Source organism: Bacillus sp. JNUCC-22 (assembly GCF_018861275.1).
GTDB lineage: Bacteria > Bacillota > Bacilli > Bacillales > Bacillaceae > Bacillus > Bacillus velezensis.
In genome coordinates this window covers 2,637,518-2,651,939 of sequence record NZ_CP076408.1, presented here as the reverse complement: position 1 = coordinate 2,651,939, position 14,422 = coordinate 2,637,518, and the positions used below count along the sequence as shown (strand labels likewise).

Here is a 14,422-nt window from a genome sequence, read left to right as displayed (position 1 = left end):
TGCAAGCAAGACTTGTATCGGCTTTTTTCAATGCCTCCATTATCATATTTTCCCGGATTGCGGCATACACCTTTAGTGACATCTAATTGTATGGATTAGATGAAAGGAGGATATGAACTTGCCGCATAATCACCGATTGCAATTTTCTGTTGAAGAATCAATCTGTTTCCAAAAAGGACAGGAAGTTTCTGAATTACTTTCGATTTCATTAGACCCTGACATCAGGGTGCAGGAAGTAAATGATTATGTCTCAATTAAAGGATCACTAGAACTTACTGGCGAGTACAACATAGATCACAGCAGTCATTTTGAAGAGCTTAATAGGGAGCTGAGGCATGTAGAGGAAGTGAGGGCGAGGGAGGATGGCACGGCCGAGCTCATTCATTGTTTCCCGGTGGACATTACGATTCCGAAAAATAAAGTGAGCCACCTCAATGATGTTTTCGTATTTATCGATGCCTTTGATTATCAGCTGACGGATTCAAGGATCTTAACCATTCAGGCTGATTTGGCAATTGAAGGGCTGCTTGAGGAATCCGAGCCAAAAGAGCCGGAGATCCCTTTGTACGTGGCGCCTGAATTTGCCAGAGAAGAAATGATCAATCTTGCCGGACATCATTCGGAGGACGAAAACGAACCAGAATTAATGATACGCCATGAGCCTGAAATACCTTTGACTGTATCAGAAGAAGCAGCACAAGAAACCAAGAAGAACGAGGAAGAAATCCCGCCTTTACTCAGGCTGGAGGAAGAAGAGCAGGAAGCAGCCCCGATTTTGAGGGAGCGGGAAGAAGAGCAGGAAACTGCCCCAATTCTGAGGGAACGGGAAGAAGAAGAGCAGGAAACTGCCCCGATTCTGAGAGAGCAGGAAGAAGAAGAGCAGGAAGCAGCCCCGATTCTGAGAGAGCAGGAAGAAGAAGAGCAGGAAGCAGCCCCGATTCTGAGGGAGCACAAAGAAGAAGAGGAAGAAACTGCCCCGATTCTGAGGGAGCAGGAAGAAGAAGAGCAGGAGACTGCCCCGATTATGAGGGAGCGGGAAGAAGAAGAGGAGCAGGGAGCTGCCCCGATTATGAGGGAGCGGGAAGAAGAAGAGGAGCAGGAAGCAGCCCCGATTTTGAGGGAGCGGGAAGAAGAAGAGCAGGAGACCGCCCCGATTCTGAGGGAGCAGGAAAAGGTGCCGAAGCCTGTTTCCTTTACTGAGCCCCCTCCTCCCATTTCCTTCCAACACGAAGAAGAGCCGGAAGAAGCTGAGGAGCCTGCAATCATGTCGGCTGTGAGGAATGAACCTGTATTTGAGGAGGGTTCAGCAGAAGTCCAGGAAGAGCCAAAAGATGATAACGAGCCGGTTTTCCCTGCGTTCACTCTGACTCCGCATGCAGAAAAACCAAAAATTGCGGAACAGCCCTTCCTTCAAAAAGAAGAGCAGCCAGAGGCCGAGCCGCTTCTCCGTCAGAGCGATCATGAGGCGGCAGAAGACGAAGATGAGCCTGCGGTTTTTCAAGAAGAGCAGGCGCCCGTTTATCGCGAGTTCGTTCCGGAACGGCAGGAAGAGGAGTTTTACAGCGCTCCTAAGCTGCTTGAAGAAGAGGCTCAGGATGAAGAAGGGTTTGAAATTGAGGTAAGGAAGATGGCGCCGCCGGAGGAGGAAACCGGGAAGCCTCTCGATTTGTCTTTTCAGTTTTCCAAACTGCCGCCTGAGGAGCCGGCGCAAGCTGAACAGCCTGAGCCGCTTAAGCCTGAAAGAAAGAATGAAGAAGCGGCACCGGGAACCGAGCAGAAGGAAAATGACAACTCTCATTACTTGACAAAATTATTTACAAGGGAAGAAGAAAAGTTTTCAAGAATGAAAATTTGTATCGTACAGCAGCAAGATACTATCGACCGGGTGTGTGAACGATATGACATAACATCCCAGCAGCTCATCAGAACGAATGCTTTATCGTTTGATGACGAGCTTGAAGAAGGTCAGCTTCTGTATATACCTGAATATAATAACAGCCATGCGTAAGCACAAAGAGGCCGTAAAAATGTGGTGAATGGAATGGAAGCAGTCCAATCAGTGCTTCAGGAATACGGGCTGGCGGCTGAGTATATTGAGCCTGTCAGCCCGCATGTTTGGAAGGTCTACTCAAACTACGGCATTTTTGCTTTGAAACAGCTCAAGCCGGCCCGCAGCAGTGAATTTACGGATCTTATGATTGAGATTGAGGAGAAAGGCTACCGATCATTTGTGCCGATCTGCCGCACGTATGCCGGCGATTTTTTTGCCGGAAGACAGACGGAGAATTCTTATTATTTAATGCCTTGGCTTCAGTACGATCAGGAAGAGGAATGGGATCAAAAACATGTTTACCTTTTTAAAGAGGTCGCGAAGCTCCATTCTGCGACTGTGCGGGACATCCAAATCCGGACTGAAGATATCAGCGGCTTTTATGAAGCAACGAAAAGAGATTGGGAAAATGATAAGCTTGTCTATGAACAATTCGCCGACCGGGCGGAAAAAGAGTGGTATCTTTCACCTTTTGAACTGCAGGCTGTTACGTATCTTACAGAAACGGTTTCCGCCGTCAATTTCGCTCTGGAACGTCTGGAAGAGTGGTTTGACGCGGCAAAGGATCATGACAAGACGAGAGCGGTGATCAACCACGGCAGCTTATCGAGCCGCCACTTTCTGTATAATGATGCGGGATCGGGCTTTTTCACGAATTTCGAGAAAGCTGCGCTGGGCCCTCCGCAAAACGACCTGCTCGGCTTTTACTCCAGAATGTTCAGAAGCTATCCGAAAGCATGCCCGGAATGTCTGGACTGGTTTTATACGTATCACAAATCATTCCCGCTCCGTGAAGCGGAAATCAGCCTGTTTCTCAGCTATATGGCTTATCCGTCCGCCATGTACAAAGTGCTGAAACGGTATCAGACCGGCCAAAGGGGCTCTGAAAAAGAAGAGTGCACGCAATTATTAAGAGCGTTTTGGCAGATGAAAAATGTTGAGCCTTTTCTCATGAAGGTTCATCAGATTGAGCGGGAGAAAAAAATAAAAGCGGAAAACGAGTCCTCTTCATAACGGGACTCGTTTTTTTATATCCATTCCAAATGCAGGGCGCACGCTAAAAACAGCAGGATGGCAAGCAGCAGGACATCAAAAGTCGTCGGAAAGAAAATCGTCCTGATCCCCTGAAAGATCGTAATCGGGATAATGACTTGCACGGATACAAGGCGGACCTGTCTGGCCCACTGGGGGAGCGAATAAGAATTGAATTTTTTTCTCACGGGCAATTCCTCCTCACATTCGCCTTTCTATGTATCGTATGTAAGGGAAAGGGCGGGGTGCATGCCCATTTATGTATGACGGCAGCGGTTTTTGGAAAAGATGATTGACGAATCAAAAACACTTTTACTATAATAAAGAACATAATAAATAAGATCATGAGCTGATATAAATACACCTGCTTTGAACGGGAAGAGTACAAGAAAGACGCATGAAGAGAGAGAAGCTACTGTGCTGAAAGGCTTCTTATGCCGTCTCATTGGAAGGTCGCCCGGGAGCATAATTTCTTGAACATACAGTAGAGAAATTCGGGCCGCACCCGTTATCCGTTTAAGTGCATGAACAAATCTGTTCATGAAAAAAGGTGGTACCGCGAAAGAGCTTTTCGTCCTTTATCAGGATGAAGGCTCTTTTTTAGTTGCTCAGCCATTTCTAAACATGCTGGAGGGTTATCATGGATACAAACGAACAAACAATGCCGACAAAATATGATCCGTCTGCGATTGAAAAAGGCCGCTATAATTTTTGGCTGAAAGGAAAATATTTTGAAGCGGGCGGCGATCAAACGAAACAGCCGTATTCTGTCGTTATTCCGCCGCCGAACGTGACGGGCAGGCTGCACCTCGGACATGCGTGGGATACGACGCTGCAAGATATCGTTACGCGTATGAAACGCATGCAGGGCTATGACGTGCTCTGGCTTCCGGGTATGGACCACGCCGGCATCGCCACTCAGGCAAAAGTCGAAGCGAAGCTCCGCGAACAGGGCACAAGCCGTTATGACCTCGGCCGTGAAAAGTTTTTAGAAGAAACGTGGAAGTGGAAGGAAGAGTATGCTGATTTCATCCGCAGCCAATGGGCCAAGATGGGACTCGGACTCGATTATTCGCGCGAACGTTTCACTCTTGATGAAGGGCTGAACAAAGCAGTGCGGGAAGTATTCGTCAAGCTGTACAAAAAAGGCTTGATTTACAGAGGCGAATATATCATCAACTGGGACCCTGCCACAAAAACGGCTTTATCCGATATTGAAGTAATTTACAAAGACGTACAGGGCGCGTTTTATCATTTGCGCTATCCGTTAGCAGACGGTTCAGGCTCAATTGAAATCGCGACCACCCGTCCGGAAACGATGCTTGGCGACACGGCTGTCGCGGTTCATCCTGAAGATGAGCGCTACAAGCACTTAATCGGCAAAACGGTGATTCTGCCGATTACAAACCGCGAAATTCCGATCGTCGGCGATGATTATGTTGATATGGAATTCGGATCAGGCGCCGTTAAAATCACGCCTGCCCATGACCCGAATGATTTTGAACTCGGAAACCGCCACAATTTAGAGCGGATTCTCGTCATGAATGAAGACGGAACAATGAATGAAAAAGCGCTGCAATATAACGGCATGGACCGGTTTGAATGCCGCAAAAAACTCGTCAATGATCTTCAGGAATCCGGTGTTCTCTTTAAAATCGAAGACCATATGCATTCTGTCGGACATAGTGAGAGAAGCGGCGCCGTTGTTGAGCCGTACCTGTCCACACAATGGTTTGTCAAAATGCAGCCGCTGGCCGATGCTGCGGTTGACCTTCAGTCAAAAGAAGAGAAAGTTCACTTCGTTCCTGACCGGTTCGAGAAAACGTACCTGCACTGGATGGAAAATATCCGTGATTGGTGTATTTCCCGTCAGTTGTGGTGGGGCCATCGCATCCCGGCTTGGTATCATAAAGAAACAAAAGAAGTGTACGTCGGCCTTGAGGCGCCTAAGGACAGTGAAAATTGGGAACAGGATTCAGACGTGCTTGATACATGGTTCAGCTCCGCGCTTTGGCCGTTTTCTACAATGGGCTGGCCTGATGAAAACGCTGAAGACTTTAAGCGGTATTACTCAACCGATGTTCTTGTAACGGGATATGACATCATTTTCTTCTGGGTATCCCGGATGATTTTCCAAGGTCTTGAGTTTACCGGCGAGCGTCCGTTCAAAGACGTGCTGATTCACGGCTTAATCCGTGACGAGCAGGGCAGAAAAATGAGTAAATCCCTTGGGAACGGCGTGGACCCGATGGATGTCATCGACAAGTACGGAGCGGATTCCCTGCGCTATTTCCTGGCAACCGGAAGTTCACCGGGACAGGATCTCCGTTTCAGCTATGAAAAAGTGGAATCCACATGGAATTTCGCAAATAAAATTTGGAACGCCTCCCGTTTTGCATTAATGAACATGGACGGCATGACGTATGACGAGCTTGATCTGTCCGGTGAAAAATCAGTTGCTGATAAGTGGATCCTCACAAGACTGAATGAAACGATAGAAGACGTAACCCAGCTTGCGGATCGTTATGAATTCGGCGAAGTCGGACGCCACCTGTACAACTTTATCTGGGACGATGTGTGCGACTGGTATATCGAAATGGCAAAGCTTCCGCTGTACGGGGAAGATGAAGCGGCGAAGAAAACAACCCGTTCTGTTCTGGCATATGTGCTTGACCAGACGATGCGTCTTCTTCACCCGTTTATGCCATTCTTAACGGAAGAAATCTGGCAGCACCTTCCTCATGAAGGCGAGTCAATCACGATCAGCTCTTGGCCGGTTCCGGTGCCGGAACATACGGATAAAGAGGCAGCGGCGGATATGAAACTGCTCGTTGAATTAATCCGTTCTGTCCGCAATATCCGGAGCGAAGTCAACACGCCGATGAGCAAGCAGGTTGAGCTTTACATTAAAACAGCTACCGAAGACATTGCCGGCCGCCTTGAGAAGAACCGTTCTTACGTTGAACGCTTTACGAATCCGAGCACGCTGAAAATCGGGACGGATATCACTGCGGCAGACAAAGCGATGACAGCGGTCGTCACCGGAGCGGAAGTCATTCTGCCGCTTGAAGGGCTGATTAACATTGATGAGGAGATCGCCCGTCTGCAAAAAGAATTCGACAAGCTGACAAAAGAAGTCGAACGCGTTCAGAAAAAACTCGGCAACGAAGGATTCATTAAAAAAGCTCCTGAGCATGTCATTGAAGAAGAACGCGGAAAAGAGAAAGACTACGCGGCAAAACGCGAAGCTGTCCGGCAGCGGATTGCAGAGCTGAAAGGCTGATAAAACAGCGGGGCGGTTTCCTAAGAAACCGCCTTGTTGTATAAAAGAGGGGATTTCATTGTTTAATACGTACAAAGAAGCGATCAGCTGGATTCACGGCAGACTCAAGTTCGGCGTTAAGCCGGGCCTTCTCCGTATGGAAAAGCTGATGGAAAAACTGGAACACCCGGAAAAGAACATTCGCGCCATTCATGTGGCGGGCACAAACGGCAAAGGATCGACCGTCGCTTTTATCCGTTCCGTGCTTCAAGAAGCCGGTTATACGGTCGGCACGTTCACATCGCCTTACATTATTACGTTTAATGAGCGTATCAGCGTCAACGGCACGCCGATTTCTGATGAGGAATGGAGAACGCTCGTTAATGACATAAAACCGATAGTCGATGAGCTTGATAAGACCGATGCCGGAACGGTGACAGAATTTGAAATCATTACAGCGTGTGCATTTTTATATTTTGCGAAGCGGGCTGATATCGATTTTGTCATTTTTGAAGCGGGGCTCGGCGGCACATTTGATTCAACCAATATTGTGAATCCGCTTCTGTCGGTTATCACAAGTATCGGACATGACCATATGGCGATTTTAGGCAATACCATCGAGGAGATCGCCGGGCAGAAAGCCGGTATCATTAAAAATTCCATTCCGGTCATTACGGGCGTCAATCAGCCGGAAGCACTCGGCGTTATTGAAGCGGAAGCCGAAAAAAAGCAGGCTCCGTATCAGTCACTATATAAAACGTGCAGACTGTTTAATGAAGCGGCGCTTCCGTCCGGTGAAAGCTTTTCGCTGGAAACGGAAACGAAATGCTATGAAAACATTCAAACGTCGCTGATCGGCATTCACCAAAGGCAGAATGCGGCATTGGCGATATTGGCCGCTGAATGGATGAATCGTCTGGGAGCCGCAGCCATTTCTGAAGAAGCAATGCGAAACGGCCTGAAAAAAGCATCGTGGCCGGGCCGGTTTGAACGTCTTCAAAGCCGCCCTTTAGTGTTTGCGGACGGCGCACATAACGAAGAAGGCGTTGACACACTGACAGAAACGATCAGGCAGCGCTTTGCCGATAAAAACGTCCATGTCGTATTCAGCGCATTAAAAGACAAACCGTATCAGGAAATGATTAAAAAGCTTGAAAACGAAGCGGACTCTATTCACTTTGTATCATTTGACTTTCCGCGTGCTTCAAGCGCCGAAGCCCTTTATAACGCAAGCAGTCTAGCGGATAAGAGCTTCGATGAGAACCCGGACAGTGTGAAAGAATGGATAGATCAAAAAGACGGGGCGGATGATGTCATCATCATTACCGGTTCCTTATATTTTATTTCAGAAATGAGAAAGCGGCTTATCTGACAGCCCCTCGGATGCCCGGCAGACCCTTTTCAGGTTTTGCCGGGTGTTTTTATGCTGAAAATATATTTTCAGCCATTTCAGTCATGGTGTTTTTCTTTGCTATAATCTGAGCCAGATTGATAGTAAAGGTGTGGTCTGAGTGCTTTTGATTCTGTTTTTTCTCGGTTTGATTTTCGGTTCTTTTTTTTATACAGCAGCGTGCCGTATCCCGCTTCGAATCTCGGTTATTTCGCCGCGTTCAGCCTGTTCGTTTTGCCGCTTGCCGCTCTCCTGGGGGGAGCTTGTGCCCGTCGTTTCCTATATTCTGCAAAGAGGCAGATGCAGAAACTGCCGTGCAAAGCTGTCGGTTATGTATCCGGCGGCGGAATGCTGGACGGCGTGTTTATTCACGGCTGCAGGCATTCATTTCGGTTTCTCAAAAGAACTGTTAGTCGCGCTGTTATTTCTGTCTCTGCTCATGATTGTTACTATGACGGATCTGCAATATATGCTGATTCCTGACAAAGTTCTGCTGTTTTTTCTTCCGCTTTTCATCGCCGGGCGTATGTTTTCTCCGCTGGATTCATGGTATGCAGGGTTTGCCGGAGCCGTTTGCGGATTTTTTCTGCTTGTTTTTATCATGTTTGTCAGTAAAGGAGGCATCGGCGCAGGTGATGTGAAACTGTTTGGGGTGATCGGCCTGACGCTCGGCGTAAAGCTCGTGCTCATTGCATTCTTTCTTTCCGTTATGATCGGAGCCGTATACGGTATGTGCGCCGCAGCCCGGGGCAGGCTTGGTAAAAAGCAGCCATTTCCGTTTGCGCCGGCCATCTCAGCCGGGAGCGCTTTGAGTTATTTATACGGTGAAGAGCTGTTTTCGTTTTACATCAAGCTCGCTTCAGGAGGGGCTTGAAAAATTTGGCGAACGCTTTTTGGACAAGACGACAAAAGTCTTGTTCTTTTTTTTTTCGCCTATGCTAAAGTGTGAACCATGATCAGTTCAAGGTACGGCCAAGACGAATGCAAGGGGGAAGAGACGTTGAAAAAAAGGAAGAGCAAAAAGCACAGCAAAGCAAAAAACAATGCCCTTAAAGTAACCATTAACGGACAAGAAGAAACGATGTATGGACAAGAAGATGTGAAAGAAGGCGGGGAGAAAACCGTCACATTTTCAAATTGGGAGGAAACAAAAAAGGCGGAGCAGGAGACCGCTGCATCCCATGAAGATCCGAAAGAAGAAGATTTCAATTGGGATCATGAGAAGAATTCTGAGGTATTTGAAGATGACCCGAAAGTCGTTCCGCCATACCAGAAGAAAAAAAACGGCCCTCACTTTCCGAAAAAAAAGCAGCCGTCTTCTCCAGTTAAAAAAGCGGTCACGACAATTGCCGTTGCGGCTGTTTTAGGCACCGGGCTCGGCCTTGTCGCCTTAAATATGTCGGGAAGTAAAGAAGCCTCCGCTCCGGCATCAGCTGACAAAGGTTCACAAGGGCAGACGGCGAAAGCGGGAGATGTTTCTAAAGACAAATCTGAAACAGCCGGCACAGGAGATGCGGAATCTTCAGAGGGAAACTATAAAACATATGCGGTGCAGGCCGGAAAATTTTCATCAGAAAAAGGAGCGCAAACGCTTGTTGACCAGCTGACTGAAAAAGGATACTCGGCCGTCTCTCTGGCTAAAGAAGATGGATACACATACGTGATCGCCGGGCTTGCAGCGGAAAAAAGCCTATCACAGCAATTGGGTCAGACACTGATAGACCTTGATTTTGAGGCTTGGGGCGGAAAAGAGCTCAGCTTTGCGGTCGATTCAGGGCTGGAAGACTCTTTTAAACAAGCATCTGAGCTCTCAGCTAAAGCGATTACCGGCAAAGATCTTTCAAAAACGGAAGTGGCTGAAGCGGCAAAAGCGGCAGACGGTGCAGACGCCGCTGACAAAAAGCAGAAAGAGGCCGTGCTTCAAGCGCTGAAAGAACTGGAAACGTCGGGTTCAGAATCCGGCTGGAAAGCCCAAAAAGAGCTTTTAAGTGTTGTAAAATAGTATCTCATTTCCCGTCATCCGGCGGGATTTTTTATTTTGTCATCAAAAAGTTATTTTTCTGAAATTGTGGTTGCCCGTTTGATTTGGTAGGATAGACAAGTATCTTTTTTTCTTAAGCAAACCCTGAAAGGATGACAATCATGACAAAACGCTTAATACTCGCATCACAATCTCCGCGAAGAAAAGAACTCCTTACTCTTCTTCAGATTCCTTACAGCATTATTGCAAGCCGCACAGAAGAAAAATTAAATCGAAACCTTTCGCCGGAAGAAAACGTCCAATGTTTGGCCGAGCAAAAAGCCGGTGCTGTATTGGCCGAAAATCCCGATGCAGTCGTTATCGGGGCTGACACGATGGTGTGCATAGACGGCGAATGCCTCGGCAAACCGCATGACAGAGAAGAAGCGGCACACATGCTGCGGAGGCTTTCCGGCCGAAGCCATCAAGTCATTACGGCGGTCAGCATTCAGACGCATGACCGGAAAGAAACGTTCTGTGACACGACGGAAGTGACGTTTTGGCCGCTCAGTGAAGACGACATACAGCTCTACATTGAAACAAAAGAACCGATGGATAAAGCAGGTGCATACGGCATCCAAGGAAAAGGCGCGCTTTTAGTGAAAAAAATAGACGGTGATTTTTATTCTGTCGTCGGGCTTCCTGTCGCTAAAACAATGAGAGCCTTGAAAGAATTTAATATAAAAGCTTGATGTTCAAACCGGGAAGGGGAACAAGGAGGGGTTGATCATCCGTGATCTGCCGTTAAAATTAAGAGATTTCCCCGAAAAAGAAAAACCGAGAGAGCGGCTTCTGCACTTCGGAGCCGAACATCTCTCTAACAATGAATTGCTCGCCATCCTGCTGCGGACGGGAACGAAACATGAGTCCGTCATGAACCTCGCTCACCGGCTGCTGCGGACGTTTGACGGGCTGCGACTGTTAAAAGGCGCCTCTGCCCAGGAGCTTTCCAGCATTCCGGGAATCGGCACGGTGAAAGCCGTTCAGATTCTTGCCGCAATTGAGCTGGGGAGCCGCATTCATAAGACATCCGCCGGGGAGCATTGCGTCATCCGCTCTCCGGAAGACGGGGCGAAGTATGTGATGGAGGATATGCGCTTTTTATCCCAGGAGCATTTTGTCTGTTTATATTTAAATACCAAAAATCAAGTCATTCATAAACGCACCGTTTTTATCGGAAGTCTGAATTCATCTATTGTCCACCCGCGGGAGGTGTTTAAAGAAGCTTTCAAACGATCCGCCGCGTCCTTCATTTGTGTTCACAATCATCCTTCAGGAGATCCTACACCGAGCAGGGAAGATATAGAGGTAACCAGGCGGCTTTTTGAGTGCGGAAATTTAATCGGCATCGAGCTGCTGGATCATTTGGTCATTGGTGACAAAAAATTTGTGAGTTTAAAGGAAAAAGGATATTTGTAACACTTTTTTTTTCGTTGATTTAAGATATAATAGATTTTATGAGTTTTTCCCTTTAGGGTATTTTTGCTTTAAGAAAGGAAGATACATACATATGTTCGGAATTGGTACAAGAGACCTTGGTATAGATTTGGGAACCGCGAATACGCTTGTGTTTGTTAAAGGAAAAGGAATCGTAGTGAGAGAGCCGTCTGTCGTTGCTCTGCAAACGGATACGAAGTCCATCGTTGCGGTCGGTAACGATGCGAAAAACATGATCGGAAGAACTCCGGGCAACGTGGTCGCGCTCCGTCCGATGAAAGACGGCGTTATCGCTGACTATGAAACAACTGCGACAATGATGAAATACTACATTAATCAGGCTGTGAAAAATAAAGGATTGTTTGCGAGAAAGCCTTACGTTATGGTGTGTGTGCCGTCAGGTATTACGGCCGTTGAAGAACGGGCGGTCATCGACGCGACAAGACAAGCGGGCGCACGTGACGCTTATCCGATTGAAGAACCGTTTGCAGCAGCAATCGGCGCGAATCTTCCGGTATGGGAGCCGACGGGCAGTATGGTCGTTGATATCGGCGGCGGAACAACTGAAGTGGCGATCATTTCTTTAGGCGGCATTGTCACGTCTCAGTCAATCCGTGTAGCCGGTGACGAAATGGACGATTCAATCATCAGCTATATCAGAAAAACATATAATCTGATGATCGGTGACCGTACGGCGGAAGCTATTAAAATGGAGATCGGTTCAGCAGAAACCGGTGAAGAAAATGCGTCAATGGAAATCCGCGGCCGCGATCTTCTGACAGGTCTGCCGAAAACGATCGAAATCACGGGAACGGAAATTGCAAATGCACTGCGTGATACAGTTCTCTCAATCGTTGACGCGGTGAAGAGCACGCTTGAAAAAACACCGCCTGAGCTGGCCGCTGATATTATGGACAGAGGTATTGTATTAACAGGGGGAGGCGCCCTGCTCCGCAATCTCGACAAAGTCATCAGCGACGAAACGAAAATGCCTGTTCTTATCGCTGAAGATCCGCTGGATTGTGTTGCGATCGGCACTGGAAAAGCACTGGAGCACATCCATCTTTTCAAAGGAAAAACAAGATAATCAGGAGTTAAATAGAAGAGGTGTATCACGATGCCGAACAAACGGTTAATGCTATTACTTCTGTGTATTATCATATTGGTGGCTATGATTGGATTCTCGCTGAAGAACGGCCGTAATACCACCTGGCCTGAAAAGCTGATCGGTGATACGACGGGAGTATTTCAAAACATTTTTCACACGCCTGCCGAATATTTTGCAGGGTTCTTCGGGGACATAAAAGACCTGAAAAACACGTACAAGGAAAACGAACGCTTAAGACAAAAGCTGGACGGACAGACACAATATGAAGCGAAGCTCCAAGAACTCAAAGATGAAAACAAGAAGCTGCGTGATGAACTCGGGCATGTCAAATCAATTTCCGACTATGATCCGATTTTAGCGACCGTTATCGCCAGAAACCCTGATCAATGGTACAAGCAGATCATGATCAATAAGGGAACGAAGCAGAAAGTGGCCAAAGACATGGCTGTCACAAACGAAAAGGGTGCGCTGGTCGGGAAGATCAAAAGCAGCGGACTCAACAGTTTCACATCCGCCGTTCAGCTGCTGAGCGATGTTGACCGCAATAACAGAGTGGCCACCAAAATCTCCGGCAAAAAGGGAAGCAAAGGCTACGGTTTAATTGAAGGGTATGATAAAAAGAAACAGACTCTGAAAATGACCATCCTTGAGCCGGATGAAAAACGTGAAGTGAAAAAAGGCGACCTCGTGGAGACATCCGGAACGGGCGGCGTATTTCCTCAAGGGCTGACGGTCGGGGAAGTGACCGATGTAGAATCAGATGCTTACGGCCTGACGAAAATCGCTTACGTGAAACCGGCTGCCGACCTGTACGATCTTGACCATGTCATCGTCGTGAACCGAAGCGTAGCAACAGGGGAGGAAGGATCGTGAAACGTTTCCTTCTCCCTTTGATTATGATTTTGGTCTTTTGTGCGGAAAGCATCTATACGGATCTGGTGCGTTTTCCTTTCGTTTCCGTCGAGCAGCAGGTCGTTCCGCATTTTCTTTTGCTTGCGCTGATTTTTATGTCCGCTTATATCAACCAAAAGCATGCGGTGATCTACGGACTGATTTTCGGATTTCTTTATGACATCAATTATACGGGTGTTTTAGGCGTTTATATGTTTGGTTTTGCCGGTTTATGCTATCTGGCGGCCAAAGCGTTTAAAGTGCTTCAGACAAACGCCCTGATGGTCATTTTGGTCGCGGTGCTGAGCGTATGTGTGCTTGAATTTTACGTCTACGGCATTCAGACGTTAATCCGCAGCGGCACAATGACGTTTAACGATTTTGTCATTCAGAGGTTCTTGCCGACCGCTTTGCTGAATATTGCGGGAGCCGTTATATTAGTCCTGCCCTTCAGGCTGTTTTATATAAGTCTGAAGAAAGAATTAAGAGATGAGTAAAAAGGATTTTATCTTTTTTTGACGAAAAGAGTATGTTGTTGAGGTGAACATTGATGAAGACCAAAAAGCAGCAATATGTAACAATAAAAGGAACAAAAAACGGCTTAACATTGCATCTGGATGATGCGTGTTCTTTTGATGAGCTTCTCGATGGTCTTCAAAACATGCTGTCGATTGAACAATATACTGATGGCAAAGGCCAAAAAATCAGTGTTCATATTAAACTCGGGCATCGGTATCTGTATCAGGAACAGGCAGAGCAGCTGACTGATCTGATCGCGTCAAAGAAAGATTTAGTCGTGCATTCAATTGACAGTGAAGTCATCGCCAAAGAAGAAGCGCAGCGGATGAAAGAGGAGCAGGAAATTGTTTCTGTTTCCAAAATCGTCCGTTCGGGCCAGGTGCTTCACGTGACGGGAGATTTGCTTTTAATCGGAGATGTGAATCCCGGCGGTACGATCAGAGCCGGAGGAAATATATTTGTTCTCGGTTCATTAAAAGGGATTGCCCACGCGGGTTATAACGGAAATAACCGGGCTGTGATCGCCGCATCAGAAATGATGCCGACACAATTGAGGATCAATCACGTGTTAAATCGCTCCCCAGACCACATTCAAAAAGGGAACGACATGGAATGTGCTTATTTAGATACTGACGGAAATATGGTCATTGAACGCCTTCAGCAATTGGCTCATTTAAGACCTGATCTAACAAGGCTTGAGGGAGGAATGTGAA

The 14,422-nt window shown here is 47.2% G+C and carries 13 protein-coding genes and 1 other annotated feature; of the genes, 12 read left to right on the top strand and 1 reads right to left on the bottom strand.

The window, feature by feature from the left end; all coding sequences use genetic code 11:
* The first annotated feature begins 118 nt into the window (after nt 1-118).
* On the top strand, nt 119-2,008 hold the full coding sequence (locus tag JNUCC22_RS12800) for a LysM peptidoglycan-binding domain-containing protein (protein WP_072589423.1): 1,890 nt from the start codon (nt 119-121) through the stop codon (nt 2,006-2,008).
* A 33-nt stretch (nt 2,009-2,041) separates the two neighbouring features.
* The gene (gene ysxE, locus JNUCC22_RS12795) at nt 2,042-3,064 is read left to right on the top strand and encodes a spore coat protein YsxE (protein ID WP_072589828.1); all 1,023 of its coding nucleotides are present in this window, start codon (nt 2,042-2,044) and stop codon (nt 3,062-3,064) included.
* 14 nt (nt 3,065-3,078) lie between these two features.
* Here ysxE and JNUCC22_RS12790 read toward each other — a convergent pair whose 3' ends face one another.
* Nucleotides 3,079-3,270 carry a hypothetical protein gene (locus tag JNUCC22_RS12790; protein WP_003152639.1) on the bottom strand — a complete coding sequence of 64 codons (192 nt, stop codon included), beginning with the start codon at nt 3,268-3,270 and terminating at the stop codon, nt 3,079-3,081.
* A gap of 172 nt (nt 3,271-3,442) precedes the next feature.
* Nucleotides 3,443-3,664, top strand: a binding site (T-box leader).
* Between the two features lie 58 nt (nt 3,665-3,722).
* On the opposite strand from JNUCC22_RS12790, the gene JNUCC22_RS12785 reads away from it, so the two are divergent.
* From JNUCC22_RS12785 to minC, 10 genes are all read left to right on the top strand, one after another.
* Nucleotides 3,723-6,365, top strand: a complete 2,643-nt coding sequence (locus tag JNUCC22_RS12785; protein ID WP_072589422.1) for a valine--tRNA ligase — start codon at nt 3,723-3,725, stop codon at nt 6,363-6,365.
* Between the two features lie 58 nt (nt 6,366-6,423).
* Nucleotides 6,424-7,716 (top strand): bifunctional folylpolyglutamate synthase/dihydrofolate synthase, encoded by a 1,293-nt coding sequence (locus JNUCC22_RS12780; RefSeq protein ID WP_072589421.1) that lies wholly within the window; start codon nt 6,424-6,426, stop codon nt 7,714-7,716.
* A 139-nt stretch (nt 7,717-7,855) separates the two neighbouring features.
* Complete coding sequence (locus JNUCC22_RS12775) at nt 7,856-8,608, top strand: prepilin peptidase (protein ID WP_012118107.1); 753 nt, start codon at nt 7,856-7,858, stop codon at nt 8,606-8,608.
* A 126-nt stretch (nt 8,609-8,734) separates the two neighbouring features.
* Nucleotides 8,735-9,736, top strand: coding sequence for an SPOR domain-containing protein (locus JNUCC22_RS12770; protein WP_072589420.1), 1,002 nt, complete (start codon nt 8,735-8,737; stop codon nt 9,734-9,736).
* A gap of 140 nt (nt 9,737-9,876) precedes the next feature.
* Nucleotides 9,877-10,446, top strand: a complete 570-nt coding sequence (locus tag JNUCC22_RS12765; RefSeq protein ID WP_007408164.1) for a Maf family protein — start codon at nt 9,877-9,879, stop codon at nt 10,444-10,446.
* 31 nt (nt 10,447-10,477) lie between these two features.
* Nucleotides 10,478-11,173 (top strand): RadC family protein, encoded by a 696-nt coding sequence (gene radC / locus JNUCC22_RS12760; protein WP_007408165.1) that lies wholly within the window; start codon nt 10,478-10,480, stop codon nt 11,171-11,173.
* Between the two features lie 91 nt (nt 11,174-11,264).
* On the top strand, nt 11,265-12,278 hold the full coding sequence (gene mreB / locus JNUCC22_RS12755) for a cell shape-determining protein MreB (protein ID WP_003152647.1): 1,014 nt from the start codon (nt 11,265-11,267) through the stop codon (nt 12,276-12,278).
* Nucleotides 12,279-12,308: 30 nt separating this feature from the next.
* A complete protein-coding gene (mreC, locus tag JNUCC22_RS12750; RefSeq protein ID WP_007408166.1) occupies nt 12,309-13,172 on the top strand; it encodes a rod shape-determining protein MreC in 864 nt (287 codons plus the stop codon).
* A complete protein-coding gene (gene mreD / locus JNUCC22_RS12745) occupies nt 13,169-13,687 on the top strand; it encodes a rod shape-determining protein MreD (RefSeq protein WP_007408167.1) in 519 nt (172 codons plus the stop codon). The genes mreC and mreD overlap by 4 nt, the downstream gene beginning before the upstream one ends.
* Before the next feature lie 53 nt (nt 13,688-13,740).
* Entirely contained in the window at nt 13,741-14,421 is a 681-nt protein-coding gene (gene minC / locus JNUCC22_RS12740; protein ID WP_003152653.1) for a septum site-determining protein MinC, read from the top strand.
* Nucleotide 14,422: the final 1 nt, after the last annotated feature.